Here is an 18,684-nt window from a genome sequence, read left to right on the forward strand (position 1 = left end):
CGGAATCCCGGGATCTCGTACGCGGTCGCGGGGGCGCCCCGCCCGGCGCGTTCGGTTTCAAGGACCGGTACGGGACGCCGAGGAGCGCCGTGAGCCCCCGCCGCGGAGCCGGATATATTTTTGCAGGCTCTGCATATTTGCGTATCCTGCACGAGTGAGTGACAGGGACCCCGCAGAGGGTGGGCTTCGGGGCCGCAAGAAGCGGGAGACCCGCGCCGCTCTGGTGGCGGCCGCGGTGCGGCTGGCGGCGGAGCACGGCGCGGAGAACGTCACCGTCGACGCGATCAGCGAAGCGGCCGGCGTGTCGCCCCGCACGTTCTTCAACTACTTCGACTCCCGTGACGAGGCGTTCGTCATGGTGGGCGCGGAGTCGAGCGGGCGCGTCCGGCGGGCGGTGCTCGCCGCGCCCGCCGACGTGTCCCCGCTGGCGGCGCTGCGCGACGCGCTGGCCGCGGAACTGGGAGAAGTGGAACAGCAGCACGAGCTGTGGCGGCTGCACTCCCAAGTGCTGCGCAGGTCACCGCACCTGCTCGCGCGCAGCATCGGTGCCCACGTCGAGGACGAGTTCACTCTGGCCGAGACGCTCGCGGAGCGCATCGGCGCCGGTTCGCCGCTGTTCACAGAGGGTCGCCCCCCCTTCGGGACTGCCGAGGGGGAACAGCGGCGACAGGCCCTGGGACTGTATCCGCGACTGCTGGCCGCGGTCGGCACCACGGCCGTCCGGGTCGCCGCGGAGCACTGGTGCGTGCGGCAGGACGAAGCCACCTTCGAGGCCGTCTTCCGGACGGTGTTCGACCATCTGGCCGCCGGACTCACGGAACCGACCGTGCCGGTCGTGCCGGTCGTGCCGGTCGTTCCGGTGGACGAAGCCTGAGCGGGTCCGTCCCTCACCCGACCTTCGAACGTTTCTGAAAGAGCTGAAGTGACCTCAACACCGGCGCCCCTGAAGGCGCCACCCACCTCCATGACCAACCGGCAGATACTCCAGGCCATGTCGGGGCTGATGGCCGGCATGTTCGTCGCCATCCTGGCCGGCACCGTGGTCGCCAACGCGCTCCCGCGCATCATCGCCGACCTGCAGGCCAGCCAGTCCTCCTACACCTGGGTCATCACCGCCGAGCTGCTGGCGATGACGGCGACGGTGCCCCTGTGGGGCAAGCTGTCGGACCTGTTCAACCAGAAGCTGCTGCTCCAGCTGTCCCTGTCCCTGTTCGTCGTCGGCTCCCTGCTGGCGGGCTTCTCCCAGGACGTGGGCCTGCTGATCTTCAGCCGCGTGGTGCAGGGCGTCGGCGCGGGTGGACTCACGGCTCTGGCGCAGATCGTGATGGCGGCCATCATCCCGCCGCGCAGGCTGGGCAAGTACGCCGGCATCTTCGGAGCCGTCTTCGCGGTCGGCACCGTGGCCGGACCGCTCATCGGCGGTGTTCTGGTGGACACCTCCTGGCTCGGCTGGCGCTGGTGCTTCTTCATCGGTGTGCCGTTCGCACTGCTCGCCATCGCGCTGCTGCAGCGCACCCTGAAGCTGCCCACCGTCCGCCGCGAGGCGAAGATCGACTTCCTGGGCGCCTTCCTGATCGTCGCGGGTGTCTGCGCCCTGCTCATCTGGGTCTCCCTCGCGGGCAGCGAGTTCGACTGGATGTCGTGGCAGACCGCCGCGCTGGCCGGTGGGGGAGTGCTGCTGCTGATCGCCGCGGTCGTCGTCGAGACACGGGTGCCGGAGCCGATCATTCCTCTGGGCATCTTCCGCAACCGCACGGTGACGCTCACCACGGTCGCGAGTCTCCTCGTCGGTGTGGCCATGTTCGGCGGTACCGTCTTCCTCTCGCAGTACTTCCAGATCTCCCTGGGCAAGTCCCCGACCGTCGCGGGCCTGATGAGCCTGCCCATGATTCTCGGCCTGCTCGTCTCCTCGACCGTCGCCGGACAGATCATCACCGCCACCGGCCGGTGGAAGGTGTACCTGGTCGCGGGCTCCATCATCATGACGGCGGGCCTCGGACTGCTGTCCACCATCGAGGCCGACACCCCCTTCGCCCTGCTCAGCGTCTACATGGCCGTCATGGGCGTCGGCGTCGGCATGCTGATGCAGAACCTGGTCCTGGCCGCGCAGAACGACGTTCCGGCGACCGAGCTGGGCGCCGCCACCTCGGTGCTCTCCTTCTTCCGGAGCATGGGCGGCACGATCGGCACCAGTGTGCTCGGGGCCATCCTCGCCAACCGGGTCGCCACCGAGATGACCAAGGGTCTGACGGAAGCGGGCATCCCGGCCGGCTCGAGCGAGTCCGGCGGGAGCGGCGTGCCCGACATGACGACGCTGCCCGAGCCGATGCGGGAGATCGTGGAGCACGCCTACGGCGTCGCCACCGCGGACCTCTTCCTCGTGGCCACGCCCGTCGCGGCCCTCGCCGTGATCGCCGTGCTCTTCATCAAGGAGAAGCCGCTGAAGGACACCAGCGGCATGGAACGGCTCACCGCCGAGTCCGCCGAGTCCGCCGAGTCCGCCGAATCGGCCGGGTCCACCGAGTCCGCCGGTACGGCGGCGGCGCCGGCCGGCGTCGGCTGAGACGAACGCCCTCCGGGGCGGTAGCGCGCGGAGGTCCTCCGGGGAGGTGCCCGGAGGGCCTCCGCACGTGTATGCGGCGGGGCGGGCGTTGTTGACGAGAAGCGAGTTGTCCGGCTCAATGGAGCGCATGAGTTCCGGGCAGCGTCTCGTCACCCGTGACCACATCGACTTCGGTCGGGTGTGGTCCGCGGCGTGTCGCGCCTGACGCGACTGCGGGCCGTCTGACCGGCCTTTCCCTCCCTCGGTGCCCCTTCGCGGGCCGAGGCCCTTCCGCCGCGGCCCTTCGCGGCCCCGCGGCACGGTCGTACCCACGCGCCCGAATCCACCCGAGGCCCCTGCCCCTGCCCGGCCCCTGCGCCGTACCGAGGGTGCTCCGGGGCGGCTGTGAGTTGCCCCGGGCCCGGCCGCCCTGGAGAATTCGAAGAAAGGCCGTCCCGGATGACGTCCGTCGCACCGCCCCCGCCGCCGTCCGCCGGCGAGCCGGCGGTCGCCCGGGTAGCCGTGTCCGATCCGCGGGTCGGCCCCCTGCTGGGTGAACTCGGCGACGAGGACGCGACGCGCTACGGCGAGGAGGCCCATACCGAGCTCGCCCGTCACCCCGGCGAGGAGTTCACGTCCCCACTCGGCGTCGTCCTGCTCCTGCTCCTGGAGCACGGCGAGCCGGTCGCGGGCGGTGTCCTCCGCCGGTACGACGGGACCACGGCCGAGCCGAAGCGGATCCGGACGCGCTCCGCCCACCGCCGGCCCGGCCCGGCGCGTCGTCGAGGAACCGGAACGCGAGGCGGAGGCCCGCGGCTACCGGCGTGTCCACCTCACCACCGGTCCACGCAGGCCCGGGGCACGAGGCCTGTACCTGGACACCGGCTGTACACCGCTGTTCGACACGGAGGCCGCCGACCCGGAAACCAACGGCCTGCTGCCCTTCGAGCAGCACCTGCCGGCCGCGGCACGCGCGGGCAGGTACGTGAGGGGACGGGCAGCCGCTACGGCCGTGACCGAGCACCGCCCCACCCCCCTTCGCCCCTCGGCTCCGTGCCTTCCCACCCTTCCCACCTCCGCACTTGTGAACATCCGCCCCGACCCAGACGACGAGGACCCGCCATGCCCGCATCCGCCGTGCCGTCGCCCCGTCCCGGAACCGGCCCCGACACATCCGCCCACAGTGCATCCGCCCACAGCGCGTCCACCCATGACGAGACCACCTACGACCGCCGCAGAATGCGTCAGTGGCTCGCCGGGGGTGCCAAGGCGGACGGGGTCAGCCGCCGCCGTCTGCTCACCCTGCTCGCCGCCGCCACCACCGCCGCGACCGCGCTTCCCGACGCGCGCCCGGCCCGCGCCGCCGACCCCACGATCGTCAAACCGCTGCCGCCCGAGTGGTTCGTCCAGCGCGGCACCAATGCCGAGACCCGCTGGGAGGCGCTGCGCGGGACCGGCTACCACACCCCCAACGAGCTGTTCTTCGTGCGCAACCACACCACCACCCCCGTCCTGGACGCACACGGCTGGCGGCTGCGGCTGTGGGGCAGCGGTCTGCGGGGCGCGCCCGGTGAGGACAGGCCGGTGGAGTTCGGGTACGACGACCTGCGCGCCCTGCCGGCCGTCACCCGGACCGTGTCCGTCGAGTGCGCCGGAAACGGCCGCAGTCACTACACGAGCCAACAGGGCGAAACCGTCTCCGGCACCGCGTGGGGGCTGGGCGCGATCGGCGCCGCCCGCTGGCGCGGGGTGCGACTGGCCGACGTACTGCGCAGAGCGGGCCTGTCCTCCTCCGCGGTGGACGTCCAGCCGCGCGGCCTGGACGCCGAGTACGTCAGCGGCGGTGAGAGCCTCGGCCGGGTGCGCCGTCCGCTGCCGCTGTCCAAGGCGCTGGACGACGTACTGCTCGCGTACGAGATGAACGGCGAGCCGGTGCCGTACGACCACGGGTACCCGGTGCGGGTGCTGGTGCCCTCGTGGGTGGGGATCGCGTCGATCAAGTGGGTCGGCGACATCGAGGTGTCGGCGCAGCCGCTCTTCTCCCCGTGGAACACCGCCTTCTACCGGCTGTTCGGCCCGGCCCACCCGCCGGAGGGCAGCGCGCCGCTGACCCGGCAGACGCTGAAGAGCGCCTTCGAGCTGGCGAGCGGTGCCACGCTCCCGGCGGGAGAGAGGCAGATGCTGCACGGCCGTTCCTGGTCGGGCGCCGGGGCCATCGCCCGGGTCGACGTCAGTACCGACGGGGGAGCGAACTGGCGGCCGGCACGGCTGCACGACGACAGCCGTGCCGGCACCTGGACCCGCTGGTCCGTGCCCTGGACGCCCGGGGCCCCCGGCCCCACCCAGCTCCTGGCCCGCGCCACCGACACGGCCGGCCGCCGGCAGCCGGACGTCGCGGTACCCAACACGCAGGGCTATCTCTTCGACGCGGTGGTGCGGCACCCGGTGACCGTGGTCCGAGGCCGGAGCACTTCTCCGCGCAGCGAATCGTCATGACGCGCAACGGTCCGTAACGGCGCGCGACGACCCGTGCGGAGGCGCCGCTCAGTGGTCGGCCGGACTGATGCGGCGTCCCGTCAGGGTCGTGGGACGGATCGTCACCCACATCTCGCGTTCGCCTCCGGCCCACGGAGCGGTGTGGGTGTGCTCGGTCAGCCGCCGCACGTCGTCGGGGTCCGTGACCCGCCGTGCGGGGCCGACGGCGAGCACGCTCCAGCCCTGGCTCATGGCCTCGTCCACACGGTCGACCTCGAAGGCGGTGTCCGATCCCACGGCCGCGGCGAGTACGGAGTCGGGAGCGGTCCGGAAGGCGATCACGTCATCGACGACCTCGTAGTTCACCGGAACGACCGCCGGGCCGTCCGGGGCCGACACCGCGACGCGCCCCACCCCGTGGGTGGACAGCAGGGTGCGGCATTCCTCGGGGCCGAGGTCCAGGAGCCGGGGGTGCGCGAGCGCGACGCCCTGGCCCGTCGGCATCTCGGTGTCGCCGCCGCGCAGGGCCTGGACCGTGGTGTTCAGCGCTCCGGCCAGGTTGATGAGCGTCGCCAGGCTCGGATCGGCCTGGTGTTCCTCCAGGTACGCGAGATACGCCGGCGCCATCCTGGCACGGCGGGCCGTCTCGGCCCGGGTCAGACCCTGACGCTCGCGTTCGGCGGCCACCCGCCGGCCGAGGTCGCTGGTGTGGCACGCACCGGAGCGGTGCGCACCGGAATCGGCACCCGCTCCGGCCGTGCCCGGTCGACGGGACGGCTCCCGGGCCGTCCCGGGCTCGTGCCCCGGATGCAGGAGGTGCGCGTCGGGCCCGGGAAACACGAGCGTCACCGCCTGCGTGTCCGACCAGCGCACGTCGTACGGAGGTGTCCCGTCCTTGTGGTGGAGTCCGACGACCTCGCCGTCGCGCCTGGTGGCGCCGGTCGCCGGGCTTTCGATGACGAGTCGATCGCCGAGGTGAGCTCGCATGACCGCCGCCTTCGCTCGAATGTCTCGAATGTTCGGGGTGGGTGAGGGGCCGGTGGGACGGGGCCGCCGCCTCTCGCCGACGGCCGGCCCCGCCCTCGGCTCAGCCGGTGATCTCGATACGGCGCGGCGTGCTCTTCCCCGTCCTGGGGACACGCACCGTAAGGACTCCGTTGGTCAGCTCCGCGCTGATGTGTTCGGTGTCGGCGTTGGGCGGCAGCGTCGTGCGGTAGTGGAACCGTCCGACGTGACGGGTGTGCCGCCGGACCACACCCGTGCGTTCCCGCTCCTCGACCTCACCGTGGACGACGAGTTCGCCGTCGCTGATCTCGACATTGATCTGGTCCTTGTCCACACCGGCGAGCTCCAGTTCCACCAGGTGGGCGTCCCCGGTGTCCTCGACGTCGGCCGGCGGCGTCCACGTACCGGCGGTGCCGGCCTCGGAGAAGTCGTCGCCGGGAAAGGGGAAGGTGGAGTGCATGAGGTACTCCATCCGGGAGCGGAGGTCCTCGAGCTCCCGGAAGGCGTCCCACCCGGAGAACGGCCCCCTGCTGCGGCGTGAGGGATGCGACATAGGTCCTCCTCCTCGGCTTCTGCGACGGCGGCGCCACCCGTCGGCGACGGGGGACGGGTCCGCCGGTCCGGAGCCGGGTACCCCGGCGGGCGCGGGCCACCCACAAGGCGGTCACGGCCGTTTCGGCGGTGCGTCGAGGACCGCGGCCGGACGGTCACGCGGAGCCGTCGGCCATGACGGTCGCCGCCGGAACCCCTGATCCCAGGATCCGTGGGACCGTCCCGGCCGGCATGGGCCGACCGGGATACGGACCGGGACCGAGTGGCCTTCGGCGCAGCGCGGCGCGGCGTTTCGCGCGTACTGTGCCTCGTGTGATCGCGCCGGTCCTCCTCAGCGGTAGTTCTCCGGGTTCGTCCGCGACCTCGGTGGGGCAGCCCGGAGACGGGAGGAGATTCCTGATGACGCTCGTACCTCCGCCGCTCAGGCGCACCGTTTCCCCGGCCATCGGCTGCTGGGCCGCCCACCGGCCGGGCACCGGCCCCGCCGCCCGGCGGCCCCTCGGAGAGTGGTGACAGCCATGGACAGCGGCCACGCACACGCGGCCGGCCCGGACACAGGCCCCGCGCCCGGTCAGAGCTCCCGCTCCGAGCCCATCCCGTTCGAGCCGGGCTCCCTCCTCTGGGACATCGCCGGTGACGTCCGGCTCCTGCTCTCCCTGCCCGCCGCCCTGGTGCTCCAGGTCGCCCACCCGGCGGTCGGCGCGGGCGTCGACGACCACTCCGTGTTCCGCACCGACCCCTGGGGCCGGGCCGAGCGCTCACTGGACTCCCTGCAACTGTGGGTCTACGGCGGCGAACAGGCCCTCGAGGAGGGACGCAGGCTCCGCAGACTGCACAAGGACATCAGCGGCACCGACACCCGCGGCCGCCCCTACCACGCCCTCACCCCCGCCTTCTACGCCTGGGTGCACGCCACCGCCTACCCGATTTTCCTGAGAGCGGCGCAGTACCTGTCCCACCCGCTCGACGAGCGGGACGAGCGCCGCCTCTACGACGAACTCCTCCACCTCGGCGCCATTCTCGGCATCAGACAACGCGACATGCCGCGCACGCCGGAGGAGTTCTGGCCGTACTTCGACACGATGGTCCGGGAAGAGCTGGAGAGGACGCCCGTCGTGGCGGAACTGCTCGACCCGCGGCGGCCGATCCCTCCGCCGGACGGCGCGGGCGCGTTCCTGCGCCGGATCTGGCCGGTGCTCCGCCCGCCCCTGGCGCGGCTGCACGTCTTCGTCACGACCGGCCTGCTCCCGCCGTCCGTCCGCGAGCACCTCGGCCTGGTGTGGACGGCACGGGACGAACGCAGGCTGCGCCGCCTGGGCGCCGTCGTCCGCACGGTGGTCCCGCTGCTGCCCGAGCGCCTGCGCTACCTGCCCAGGGCCCGCGCCGCCCGCCGCGCCGCCCGTACATGAGACCCCGGTCGGCGGAGGCGGAGGCGGACCGAGCCTCTCCCCGCCCCGGCGGATCTCCCCGGACGAGACAGGCGCGGGCCGGGCGGCCCTTCAGAACCCGGAGGGGCACGCGTCGTCCTCACACCGCTCCGGGAACGACGGCCGCCGCCGGACGGAGGAACGCGGCGTCAGCCCGGCCTCCTGAAGCCCGCAGACCCCGAAGCGGGGGTCGGATCCCAGAGCCGGGCCGTCGGTGTGGACGGGCCCGGAGCCGGTGACGGACGTCAGACGGTGTCGGTCACGGCGATCGCCGTCGGTGCCGTGCGGTGGCCGTACGGCGTGAAACGGGCAGGAGTGTGGTCGATGGGCAGGTCGGGGCGCCAGGCGGTGAGGATCTGGGCGCTGCACACGAACAGACCGTCGGGCAGCCGGTCCAGGGGGTGCCAGGCCCACTCGCCGACACTCTCGTCCGGCTGCGTTGCCGGCCGGCCCTGCCACGCGTGGACGACGGCACCGACGGTCACCCGCACGACGTCACCGACGTGGTCGACCAGCGTTCCCAGGAGGGTGACATCGTCGGGCCGGGCGATCAGCCCGGTTTCCTCGGCGAGTTCACGCACCACGGTCGCTTCCAGGGACTCCCCGGCCTCCACGGTTCCGCCGGGCAGCTCGAAGGTGCCGTGCCGGTGGCGCCCGAGCAGCAGACCCTGCTCACCGAAGACGACGGCGCCGACACCGACGGCCGCGTGCGGCACCGGCGGCCTCGTGGTGCGGGGCCGGCTGGAGACGCGTACGGGCCGCACGGGGAGACGACGGGCGCGGACGAGTTGCTGCACGACCGGACTGTCCTCGTCGAAGGACCGCAGCAGGTCGATGCCCTCGACCCGGAAGCCGTACGCCGTGAGCAGGTCCTCCCACAACCGCGGTGCCAGAACCCACATCCGGGTGGAGAGAGGCGGGTCGTCACGGAGCCTGACCATCTGCTCGCGGGCCGCGACCGTCGTGGACGGACCGTGGCCGTGCAGGTCGGTGTGGATGAGGGAGAGGATCAGCGGGGCGCCGGGGCGAAGTCCGTCGCGCAGCGCGGGCAGGACGCGGTGCGGGTCGATGAAGGCCAGGCTCCCGATGGCGTACGCGGCGTCGAACGGTTCGGCCGTGCGGAGGAGGTCGACCACGTCGCCGTGCACGAACCGCACGCCCGGCGTGCCCGCGTGGGTGCCGGTGGCCCGTCGGTGCTGGGTGGCGGACCGCTCGACCGCGGTCACCTGCGCGCCGTGCGCGCGGGCCAGGTGCACGGCGTAGTGCCCGGCGCCGGAGCCGATGTCCAGGACACGTTTCCCGGTGATGTCACCGAGGACCTCCGTACCGGGGCCGACCTCTTTCCACGGAGCCCACTGCAGTCGTTCGGGGACGGGTGGCATGTACCCGTGATCCAGCTGACGTCGGCCGTACGTGGTCCACGCTTCGGCGTTCACGTCCTCAACGGTCATACGAACTCCCAGGGTCGGAGGGCGGGGCAGAGGCCCGTTCAAAGGGTTTGTTCGAAGGATTGCTTCAGGCAGGGTCCACGACGGCGGGCGGGGCGGGACGGGGGACGGTAGGGGCCGGGGCGTACTGGGCGGCCTGGGCGTCGAACATCGCGGCGTACCGGCCCCGGGCGGCCATCAGCTCCTGGTGACTGCCCTGTTCGGCCAGCCGGCCCTGGTGCAGGACGTAGATACGGTCGGCGTGCCGGACCCCGGACATGCGGTGGGTGACCAGGACGACGGCCAGGTCGGGGGAGGCGAGCCGGCGGATGCGGTCGAAGGCGGCGATCTCGGCTTCCGGGTCGAGGGCGGAGGTGGGCTCGTCCACGATCAGGAGGCCGTCCGCCGTCGCGGTGGAACTGCGCCAGTGGGTGCGGGCCAGGCCGATCTTCTGCCACTCGCCGCCGGACAGTTCACTGGCGCCGCGGAACACACGGGCCAGCAGGCTCTGCAGGCCGTCGGGTAGTTTCGCGACGACCGGTCCGGCCCCCGCGTAGTCGACGGACGGCCGAAGGTCGTCGGGGCCGGCCTCGTGGGCGGGCCGGCCGATCCGGATGTTCATCGCCGCCGTCACGGGCCAGCGCTGGAAGTCCTGGGTGAGCAGCGCGACGCGGTCGAAGAGCTGGGAGCGGTCCAGGGAAGCCACCTCGGCATCTCCCCATCGCACGGTCCCGCCCTGCGGCAGCAACAGACCCGACAGCAGTTTCATCAGGGTGCTCTTGCCGGAGCCGTTCTCACCGACCACGGCGGTGACCGAGCCCATGGGCAGCGTGAGCGACACCTCGTCCAGCGCGGGATCCGCCCGGTCCGGGTAGCGGTAGGTGACCTGGTCGAGCGTGACCCGCCCCACCCGCGCGGGAACGGGGTCGCCCCCGCTGGGAATGGTCCGTCGCGCGGCCTCGTCCAGGAAGCGGGAGTGGTCGCGGACGTAGAGGGATTCCTCGTGCAGCTGGTTCACGTTCATCACGAGCGCGCCCAGGCTCGCCGAGCCGGAGCGCACGGCGATGACCGCGGTGCCGGCGACGGCCAGGCTCATGTGCCCGCCCATGATCAGCCAGAACATGATTCCGTACGTGACGGCCATGGCCACGCCGGACAGCGCGGCGGCCACCCACTCCGTGACGGCCTTGCTGGAGGCCAGCCGTTCCTGTTCGGCCTCGGCGCTTTCGGCCATGCGCTCGTAGCGGCTGAGCAGGAACGGTCCGACGGAGTGGATGCGCACCTCCTGCGCGGCGGTGCGTTCGGTGAGCAGGTTGCCGATGAGGCGGCCGGCCCGTACGTGTTCGACCCAGCTCATCACCGACACGTACCGTTCCTGCGCCACCCGCATCGCGCCCCAGCCGCGTGGGGCCGCGATCAGGATCAGCATCGGCAGCAGGGCCGGGTGCAGGATGGTGAGCACTCCGGCCGTGGAGATCAGGGAGATGCCCCCGTTCAGCGAGGCCACGCAGGCGCTGATCATGCGGCGGGCGGACGCGGCGCCGTACTGGGCGACGTCGATCAGCCGCCGGAACTCCGGATCCTCGATGGCCTCCAGCTCCACCGACGCGGCGGCGGCCAGGTACTGGGTCGTGGCGATCCGCTCGACCAGCGGCTCCAGCCGGCCGGCCCGTGCGGTGGACCATCCGGCCAGGCCCGAGTTGACCACGGCCGCCCCGGCGGCGACGGCCAGGCCCGGGAGCATCGCGTGCAGCCGCTCCACCGGCGTGCCGGAGCCGAGCAGCGCGTGCATGACGGCGTTGACCGCGAGCAGGCCCGCGGCCGCGGCGATTCCCTGTCCGACCTCGCTGATCGCGACGGCGAGCAGGGCACGCCGGTTCGCCTGCCAGGCCATCCGCAAGGTCGCCCCGACCAGCCTCGGCATGGAGCGCAGGGCGGACAGCAGGGTCAGGTCGAGCGGGGCGTGATCGTGTTCCGACCAGCCCATGTCGTAGCGCAGCGGACCACCGAACAACTCCCGTTCGGCATCGGAGACCTGGGGCTCGGCCATCCGCACGCGACCGAAGAACCTCCGCACGGGACGCCTCCCGGCTTTGGCCTTCGAACCCTTCATGGACTCCGTCATCGTGTTTCTCCCGAGCCCGTGAGCGAGCCCGCGACCGACATCACGTCCGCGACCGACACCACGTCCGTGCCTGGGTCCGTGCCCGTGCCCGGGTCCGTGCCCGTGCCTGGGTCCGTGCCCGGGTCCGTGCCCGTGCCTGGGTCCGTGCCTGGGTCCGTGCCCGGGTTCGAGCCCGGTGTGCCGGGATCCGGTTGTTCCTGTGTGCCGGCCGAGGTCATGGTGGCCCCCTTGACAGTCGCTGCGGTTGGCTTCTCGAGCTCAACGACCCAGCCGGGATTTCGAACACCTGTGTTTCGGTCGCGTGCGGACCCCCGGGATCGGGGCGTGGCGGAGCGTGTGGGGTGCACCGACCCTTGTCGCACAAAGGGCCAGGCACACGACGGTGGTGGCCGAAACGCCGAGTGTGTTTCCAGCCCGGGAGCCGCGTCCGCCCTGCGGGCCCGGGAACACCCTGAGCGGGGCCGTCTCCTGGACGGCCCCGCTCAGGGTGTGGGTGGTGGGGGATGCAACCGGATGCCCCACGCCTCGCAGGCAGAAGACGCCGGACGCTCAGGGTTTTGTCCACCGGCACAGCAGCCGGAACATCGAGTACAGCGTCAAGGGCCAGAAGGCGGCGAAGCCCCAGATCACCGCCGGCTCCGAGGTTTCGACGCCGGCCGCCATGAGGGCGACGGACACCGTCAGCAGCACCGCGACGATCCACGGGTGCGGCCGGTAGCGCGCCACGCGAACCGACAGCGGCCGTCGGCGCCGCCCCCCAGCGTGCGCATGCGCCGGTCGAAGCGGCGATCGCGGCGCAGCACGCGTTCCCTCTCGAAGAGTACGTGCTGCTCGTCATCGCGAAGCGGACCGGTCGTCACTGTCTCTCCTCGTCACGGGCCACCGGGGATGAGGCGCAGGTGCCCTGCCGCCCCTGCGAACCGACCGGCGAGGCCGGGGCAGTACGAACAACCACACGACCGACCGGGTACCGCACGGCAGGACACAGGACGAGTCGGCGATCTCGACCCTGCGAGCCGCTCTCACGGCCGGGGGCTGGTGCGGTGCCACCGCGGGCAACCCTCGGCAACGCCAGTGAAGTCGGAGGGGCCGGCGTGGCGAGCGCGCGGCGCAGTGGCCGGCCGGTCCACCCCTGTGGGTGCCGCAGTGGCCTGCCGCGCCTCAGCCCGTCCGGGCCAGCCCGACCCGCCAGGCCCAGGCGGCGATCTCCACCCGGTTGCGGACGGCAAGCTTGCCCTGGATATTGCCCAGGTGGGTCTTGACCGTGCCCACCGTGATGCTCAGGGCGTGCGAGATCTCGGCGTTGGTCAACCCCTGTGCGACGAGCCGGACGACATCCACTTCACGCGGGGAGAGATCCGCGTCCGGTGACCGCCGCGCACCGGGCGCCACCAGTCGGCGCAGCAGACGGACCGTGATCGAGGGACTGATGAGGGAGTCTCCCACCGCCGCGGCCCGCACCGCCTCCGCCAGCAGCCGAGGGCCGGAGTCCTTGAGGATGAAGCCGCAGGCACCCGACTGGAGGGCGGTGTTGACGTACTCCTCGTCGTCGAACGTGGTGACCATGACCACCTTCGGGACGTGGTCCGCCGTGGGGCGGGTCAGCGCACGCAACGCGTCCAGGCCGTCGAGACGCGGCATGCGGATGTCCATCAGGACGACGTCGGGCCGGTGCCGGGCGGCCTCCTCGATGGCGTGGACGCCGTCCACGGCCTCGGCGACGACGTCGATGTCGTCCTCGGCCGCCAGGATCATGGCCATGCCGGTGCGCACGATGGCCTGGTCGTCGACGATGAGTACGCGGATCACGGCCCGTCCGTCCCGGCCGGAGCGAGCGGCAGGCAGGCGCGGACCACCCATCCCCCGCCCGCGGTGGCACCGGCACGGAACGTGCCCCCGACTCCGGTGACCCGTTCCCGCAGCCCTTTGAGACCGTAGCCGTCGGCAGGGGTCCGGCGGGCCGTACCGTCGTTGGTGATTTCGACGACGGCCTGCTGCGGAAGAACCTGCACGCGGACCCGGACGTCGCGGCAGTCGTGGGCGTGTTTGCGCACGTTGGTGAGGGATTCCATCGTCACGCGGTGGACGACGGCGGCCACCTCCGGCGGCAGGGTCTCCGTGGGCCCGTCCTCGACGAGCCGCGAGGACACGCCCCGCATCCTGAAGTCGGCGACGAGGATGCGCAGCCCGCGAATCTCCACCGGTGCGACGAGCGGTGTCCCATCGTCCTCGGCGCGGAGTTGGCCCACCATGCGGCGCAGCGAGACCAGGGCTTCCGCGCCGGTCCGCTCGATGCGTTCCAGCGCGGGCACGACCAGGTCCGGGCGTTTGGCGGCGACCGCCTGTGCACCCTGGGCCTGCACGACGATGCCGGTCACATGATGAGCCACGAAGTCGTGCAACTCCCGTGCCAGGTCCACTCTCTGGTGCAGACGGATCCTGTGCTCCCGCTGCCGTCGGTCGGCCGCCACCAGCCGGGTGGCCACACTCGCCCCCGCCACGGCCACGGCTACGAGCGTCAGGACGAAGGAGACGATGACGCTGCCTTCGTGGACGTGCAGCGCCAGGGGGCGCGCGATCACCGCGGCCAGCAGCCCGACGGTGACGACCGCCGCGGGCACCGGCCTGCCGCGTCGTGCGGTGACCGCCAGCACCACCAGCAGAGTCACGGGTTCGAAGGCACCGTAGGCGGAGGACGCCGACGCCGCGCCGGCACTCACGTGCAGCCCCACGGAGCAGGCGAGCGAAGCGGCCGCGGCGGCCCCGCCCGGGCAGACGAGCACCCCCGGCCGGGCGCCCCGCCCGACCAGTGCGAGCAGAGCCGGCAGCGAGACGGCCGTCACCGAGGCCGAGACGCCCAGCAGGGTTCCGGTGTCCGGCTGCCGGAACGTGCCGTAGTGCACGTCCAGCAGCGCGGTGGCCAGCACCGCACCTGCCGCGGCCGTCCACAGCAGGGAGCGAAGGGGACGGAAGCCGTCGCCCGGCCTTCTCCGAGGGAAACACATGCTGCGCAGCGTATGCCGACGGGCGGCGACTTCCCTCTGCCGAAAGTCGTAGCCGTGCCGGTCGAGTCCTGTCTTTCTGCCGATCCGCGAGGGGACCGCGAAGCCGGATGCTGAACGCCGAACCGCTGCCGGACGCCCTAGGAGCCTGACGTGAACGTGAACTTCGACATCCCCCCTCTCTACGTACTGGGCCCCGGACTGATCGCCTTCGCCGCCGCGACCGCCGTACGCGCACGCCGGTCGCAGCCGGGCTGGACCGGCCGGCACGCGGGAGTGAGGATCGCCGCCGCCGTCTACGCCGCGGCGGTGCTGTCGATCACCGTTTTCCCCATCACCGTGACCTGGGGGGAGTACGCCAGCCAGACCCCCTGGTACAACCAGATCAACTTCATCCCCCTGATCACGTTCGACGTGACCGCCGTCCCCAACGTGATCATGTTCGTGCCGTTCGGGATGCTGTTGCCGCTGATCAGCCGAGTGTCCGGCGTACTCCGGGCGACGGCGGTGAGCCTGCTGGCGAGCCTGTCCATCGAGCTGGCCCAGCTGCTGAGTTACGTGCTCTTCAACAACGGCCGGGCCTGCGACGTCAACGACCTTCTCGCCAACGCCCTGGGCGGCCTCATCGGCTGGCTGCTGGTGCGCGCCGCACTCGGCAGGCCGTCCCCTGCCGCCCTCCTGCGCGACATCGCCCTGCCCGGCTCGGCCGCGTACGTCCGGCGTACGGCGGTGGCGCCGGTGTGACCGCGCGGATCGGTGCCACCGAGGGTGTGAAGGCCCGGGCACGCCGAGCGGTGTGCCCGGGCCGGGCTCCCCGTCGGGGGCCGCCGGTCAGGATCGACTTCGGGCGGGTGTCCGCAGGGCGAGGAGGGCGACGTCGTCGTCGTTGGCGGCGGGGCGGACCCGGCGCAGCAGATGGTCGGTGAAGGAGGCCAGCGGGCGGTGGGCGAGAGCGGCGGCGTGTTGGCGCAGCCGGTGCAGACCCTCGTCGAGGGTGTGGCCGGGTTCTTCGATCAGCCCGTCGGTGTACAGCAGCAGGGTGGAGCCGGGCGGCAGCAGGGCGGCGGCGTCGGTGCGGGGCCTGCGGGCCCCGGTGCCCAGAAGAATGCCGTGGCCGTCCGTGAGGTAGTCGGCCAGACCATCGTGGCTGATGAGCAGGGGAGGCGGGTGGCCGGCGTTGGTCCAGGACAGTTTCCAGTGGCAGTCCTCCGCCTCTTCGAGCCGGGCGAAGATCACGGTGGCCATGGCGACGTCGGTGATGTGCAGGAGCGCCTCGTCCAGCCGGCCGATGATTTTGCTGGGGGGCTCCCGCAGGGCCCAGGCGTAGGCGCGGAGCATGTTGCGCAGTTGCGCCATGCCGGCCGCGGCCTCCAGATCGTGACCCACGACGTCTCCCACCGCCAGCGCGGTGGCGCCGTCGGACAAGGAGAAGGCGTCGTACCAGTCGCCGCCGACCTGTGAGGCGTCGGGCGCGGGCAGGTAGCGCACCGTCATCTGCAACCCGGGAACGTGCGGCATCTGGGGCAGCAGGTGGTTCTGCATGGTCTCCGCGACCTTGCGCTGGCGCTCGTAGAGACTCGCGTTGTCCAGGGCGAGGCCGGCCCGGCGGGCGATGTCCTCGATCAGGGGAAGATCGTCGGTGGTGAAGTCCACCGGCTGCCTGGTGCGGCCCAGAGTGAGGGCCCCCAGCACTTCGCGCGTGCTGCGGATGGGGGCGATGGCCGCGGAGCGGATCCCGGTGGCGTCGAACAGACCACGCTGTTCGAGCGCGATGCCGGAATCCGGTGCCCCCCGATAGGTCCGCGGGCCGGCCAGGGCGGAAGCGACCCCGCGAAGGGCCCTGGACAAGGGCATCTGGGAATCCTCCGGGACCGGGGGCATCGGTCCTTGCAGCTCCTCGTGGCGCACCAGGGCATCCCCGTCCGCGTGGACGACGAGGGTGCGCCACACCTCGTCGCGCTCGGTGATCAGATCGACGACGGCCCAGTCCGCCAGCCGGGGCACCACCAGGGTCACCAGCCGGCGCAGCGCCTCTTCGACATCAAGGGTGGAGGTCAGCTGAGTGGTGGTCTCGGCCAGCAGCGCGAGCCGTTCGAGCTCCGGCAGCGGGCCGGCCGCCGGCTCCGGCTGAGGATCGATTTCCAGCGGGTGCCGGGGGTGGAAGAGAACGAGCGTGCCGAGTGCGTGGTCACCGACGTCATAGGGGGTGATCAGCCACGAGATGGGCAGCAGGGAGCCGTCCCCGCATGCGAAGTAATTCCCCTCGGCCTGGGCGGTGCGCCCGGCGAGGAAAGCCTGCCGCATGCTGCATTGAGCCCTGGACAAAGGCTGGCCGTGGGCGTCCCGGTGCAGCAGGTCGTGCGCGTCGCGACCGAGGAGAGTCTCTGCGGGCATGGCCAGCAACTGTTCGGCGTGGGCGTTGACCGCGATCACGCGGCCCTGCTCGTCCACGACGTACGCGCCGCCCCCGATGGCCTCCAGCGCCATGGTGAGCGTGGCGGCGGGTCCGGCCGGGGTCCGTTCCCCGAGGGCCTGCGTAGGCTCCACCCCTGCCATACCCTCATCCCCTTCGCCGGCCGGCGGTACGTCCGCACGGCAATTTTTCCTTCCCCGGGTGCCCCCGTACCGGTGAGTCCAGCCTCGCCCTCGAGCGCGTCCCGGAAACCGGATGCGAATTGAAGCATCTCCGCCGACGGAACCTCCACACCGGCGGGCGGCTGCCGGTTCCACCTCAAGGCCGGGAACAAGGCCGCCTTCACCCGGATCCAGTTGTAAGCAGCGGCAGCGGCAGCGGCGAGCGGGTGCGGTGCCGGGTGCTCCCGCACCCCACAGCGGACGCCGGAGAGGACGGGCCTCCATGACGCAGGGCCCGCCCGGCGGGGGAGGCTCTCCGCGACCGCCGACGCCCGGCCACCCGACCGATCGCCCGGGCTGACAGCGATGATGCGGATACGCGGATACGCGGAGTCCGGACCCGGGCGGTACGCCCTCTCCGCACGGCGGAGGGGACAGCCCGGCCCCGGGTGCGCGCACGCATGGTACGGGGCCGGGCTGTCGTCAATGACTTGTCAGCATTCCATCGGCTATCGGCACCTTGTGCCGGGCGGCGTCATCAAGGCGGCCCGCATGGTCCGAGACACGGTTGCACGTTCTCGCGGACGTCGGCCTCGCGAACGTCGGCCTCGCGGAAGGCCGGCGTGGCGGAGGCGGTCCCCCCGGTCTCGATGCAGCCGGGGTGGATCGTGTTGACGCGGATGCCGCGCGGGCCGGGTTTCAGGGCGGCCGTCCTCGGCAGACCCGCAGTGCCCACTTGCCGGTCGTGTGTGTGGGTGAAGTCGACCGCGTGGACGCGGGCCATGTCCTCGGAGTGCGCGTCGCCGACGCGGGCGCCTCGGCGATGGCGGTGGCGATCACGCGGGCGCCCTCGCGGGTGGGCTCCTCGACCTCGGTGGCGCCCTGGCCGCGGGCTGCGCCGGTGAGGACGACGACCTTGTTGCGCAACCGCTCGGGGTGCAGGCCGCTCACGGCTGCGGCGCCGGTCGACAGGGGGACGGGCTCGGCCCCGGGAACGACGGTGTTGGACAGGTGCACCGGTCCAGGCGATCGTCGGGGGTGCGGTCGAAGGGATGCAGGAAGAGCAGCGCGCCGGTCTCCTCGGCCCGGGACCAGGACGGCTCGTAGGCCGGGCTGGACAGGTCCCGCCCGGGCCGTGGGCGTCGTACGGGTCGCCAGTACGCTCTCCGCCCTGCGCGGCGCCGACCCGGACCTGCGCATGACCGCGTTGCCGGCCATCGACGACCCGGAGGAGACCAGGATGCCCGGCGCCGTGTCGGCGGCCTACGGCCTCAACGCCAAGAGCCCACGCCGCCGGGCCGCCCTGGAGCTCATCGACTTCCTCGGGTCCGAGGAAGGGCGGAACCTCTGCAACCGATCCGGGGTCATCCTGCCGGCCCCTCCCCGTACTTCGTTCGACGCCGATCCCGCCGTCGTGGAAGTGGCCCGGTGCCAGAAGGCCGGTGCGACGGGTCCGTCCCTTCATGGACCAGCGCCGGCCCCACTCCGACGTGCGGCCGGCCGACGCGGTCGCCGGCGTACTGCCCGCGCCGACCGTCGGACCGAAGGCATTCCG

General features: G+C 72.3%; 14 protein-coding genes and 1 pseudogene. 6 read left to right on the forward strand and 9 right to left on the reverse strand.

What is annotated here, in order from left to right:
* Positions 1-154 precede the first annotated feature (154 nt).
* The 4 genes and pseudogenes from V4Y04_RS33835 to V4Y04_RS33850 all read left to right on the forward strand — a co-directional run bounded on the left by V4Y04_RS33835 (position 155) and on the right by V4Y04_RS33850 (position 5,038).
* A complete protein-coding gene (locus V4Y04_RS33835; RefSeq protein WP_332432134.1) occupies positions 155-874 on the forward strand; it encodes a TetR/AcrR family transcriptional regulator in 720 nt (239 codons plus the stop codon).
* A 90-nt stretch (positions 875-964) separates the two neighbouring features.
* Positions 965-2,563, forward strand: coding sequence for an MDR family MFS transporter (locus V4Y04_RS33840; protein WP_332433099.1), 1,599 nt, complete (start codon positions 965-967; stop codon positions 2,561-2,563).
* A gap of 438 nt (positions 2,564-3,001) precedes the next feature.
* A pseudogene (locus V4Y04_RS33845) lies at positions 3,002-3,506 on the forward strand (GNAT family N-acetyltransferase); the annotation flags it as partial.
* A gap of 158 nt (positions 3,507-3,664) precedes the next feature.
* Positions 3,665-5,038, forward strand: a complete 1,374-nt coding sequence (locus tag V4Y04_RS33850) for a sulfite oxidase (protein WP_332432135.1) — start codon at positions 3,665-3,667, stop codon at positions 5,036-5,038.
* A 48-nt stretch (positions 5,039-5,086) separates the two neighbouring features.
* Here the strand turns inward: V4Y04_RS33850 and V4Y04_RS33855 are convergent, their stop codons facing one another.
* Complete coding sequence (locus V4Y04_RS33855; RefSeq protein WP_332432136.1) at positions 5,087-6,004, reverse strand: pyridoxamine 5'-phosphate oxidase family protein; 918 nt, start codon at positions 6,002-6,004, stop codon at positions 5,087-5,089.
* A gap of 100 nt (positions 6,005-6,104) precedes the next feature.
* Positions 6,105-6,575 (reverse strand): Hsp20/alpha crystallin family protein, encoded by a 471-nt coding sequence (locus tag V4Y04_RS33860; protein ID WP_332432137.1) that lies wholly within the window; start codon positions 6,573-6,575, stop codon positions 6,105-6,107.
* Positions 6,576-7,092: 517 nt separating this feature from the next.
* Between V4Y04_RS33860 and V4Y04_RS33865 the strand changes: the two genes are divergently transcribed.
* Positions 7,093-7,983, forward strand: coding sequence for an oxygenase MpaB family protein (locus V4Y04_RS33865; RefSeq protein WP_332432138.1), 891 nt, complete (start codon positions 7,093-7,095; stop codon positions 7,981-7,983).
* Between the two features lie 263 nt (positions 7,984-8,246).
* On the opposite strand, the gene V4Y04_RS33870 is transcribed toward V4Y04_RS33865, so the two are convergent.
* From V4Y04_RS33870 to V4Y04_RS33890, 5 genes are all read right to left on the reverse strand, one after another.
* Complete coding sequence (locus tag V4Y04_RS33870) at positions 8,247-9,452, reverse strand: bifunctional class I SAM-dependent methyltransferase/NUDIX hydrolase (RefSeq protein WP_332432139.1); 1,206 nt, start codon at positions 9,450-9,452, stop codon at positions 8,247-8,249.
* Between the two features lie 64 nt (positions 9,453-9,516).
* The gene (locus V4Y04_RS33875; protein WP_443080123.1) at positions 9,517-11,553 is read right to left on the reverse strand and encodes an ATP-binding cassette domain-containing protein; all 2,037 of its coding nucleotides are present in this window, start codon (positions 11,551-11,553) and stop codon (positions 9,517-9,519) included.
* A gap of 549 nt (positions 11,554-12,102) precedes the next feature.
* Positions 12,103-12,279, reverse strand: a complete 177-nt coding sequence (locus V4Y04_RS33880) for a hypothetical protein (RefSeq protein ID WP_332432140.1) — start codon at positions 12,277-12,279, stop codon at positions 12,103-12,105.
* Between the two features lie 435 nt (positions 12,280-12,714).
* Positions 12,715-13,413: a response regulator transcription factor gene (locus V4Y04_RS33885; RefSeq protein ID WP_332432141.1), complete on the reverse strand. Its 699-nt coding sequence runs from the start codon at positions 13,411-13,413 to the stop codon at positions 12,715-12,717.
* Entirely contained in the window at positions 13,359-14,558 is a 1,200-nt protein-coding gene (locus V4Y04_RS33890; RefSeq protein ID WP_332432142.1) for a sensor histidine kinase, read from the reverse strand. The genes V4Y04_RS33885 and V4Y04_RS33890 overlap by 55 nt, the downstream gene beginning before the upstream one ends.
* A 150-nt stretch (positions 14,559-14,708) precedes the next feature.
* Here V4Y04_RS33890 and V4Y04_RS33895 point away from each other — a divergent pair, with 150 nt between their 5' ends.
* A complete protein-coding gene (locus V4Y04_RS33895) occupies positions 14,709-15,299 on the forward strand; it encodes a VanZ family protein (RefSeq protein ID WP_332432143.1) in 591 nt (196 codons plus the stop codon).
* An 87-nt stretch (positions 15,300-15,386) separates the two neighbouring features.
* Here the strand turns inward: V4Y04_RS33895 and V4Y04_RS33900 are convergent, their stop codons facing one another.
* Entirely contained in the window at positions 15,387-17,111 is a 1,725-nt protein-coding gene (locus V4Y04_RS33900) for a SpoIIE family protein phosphatase (RefSeq protein ID WP_332432144.1), read from the reverse strand.
* A 717-nt stretch (positions 17,112-17,828) separates the two neighbouring features.
* Complete coding sequence (locus V4Y04_RS33905; protein ID WP_443080124.1) at positions 17,829-18,146, reverse strand: hypothetical protein; 318 nt, start codon at positions 18,144-18,146, stop codon at positions 17,829-17,831.
* Between the last annotated feature and the right edge of the window lie 538 nt (positions 18,147-18,684).

It is taken from the genome of Streptomyces sp. P9-A2, assembly GCF_036634175.1.
Classification (GTDB): Bacteria; Actinomycetota; Actinomycetes; order Streptomycetales; family Streptomycetaceae; genus Streptomyces; species Streptomyces pratens.

Bases quoted from the DNA above. Each gene is read 5' to 3' on its own strand.
- V4Y04_RS33865 (WP_332432138.1), top strand. From the start codon at position 7,093: ATGGACAGCGGCCACGCACACGCGGCCGGCCCGGACACAGGCCCCGCG.
- V4Y04_RS33875 (WP_443080123.1), bottom strand. From the start codon at position 11,553: ATGACGGAGTCCATGAAGGGTTCGAAGGCCAAAGCCGGGAGGCGTCCC.
- V4Y04_RS33860 (WP_332432137.1), bottom strand. From the start codon at position 6,575: ATGTCGCATCCCTCACGCCGCAGCAGGGGGCCGTTCTCCGGGTGGGAC.
- V4Y04_RS33855 (WP_332432136.1), bottom strand. From the start codon at position 6,004: ATGCGAGCTCACCTCGGCGATCGACTCGTCATCGAAAGCCCGGCGACC.
- V4Y04_RS33870 (WP_332432139.1), bottom strand. From the start codon at position 9,452: ATGACCGTTGAGGACGTGAACGCCGAAGCGTGGACCACGTACGGCCGA.
- V4Y04_RS33885 (WP_332432141.1), bottom strand. From the start codon at position 13,413: ATGGGTGGTCCGCGCCTGCCTGCCGCTCGCTCCGGCCGGGACGGACGG.
- V4Y04_RS33850 (WP_332432135.1), top strand. From the start codon at position 3,665: ATGCCCGCATCCGCCGTGCCGTCGCCCCGTCCCGGAACCGGCCCCGAC.
- V4Y04_RS33840 (WP_332433099.1), top strand. From the start codon at position 965: ATGACCAACCGGCAGATACTCCAGGCCATGTCGGGGCTGATGGCCGGC.
- V4Y04_RS33900 (WP_332432144.1), bottom strand. From the start codon at position 17,111: ATGGCAGGGGTGGAGCCTACGCAGGCCCTCGGGGAACGGACCCCGGCC.
- V4Y04_RS33890 (WP_332432142.1), bottom strand. From the start codon at position 14,558: ATGTGTTTCCCTCGGAGAAGGCCGGGCGACGGCTTCCGTCCCCTTCGC.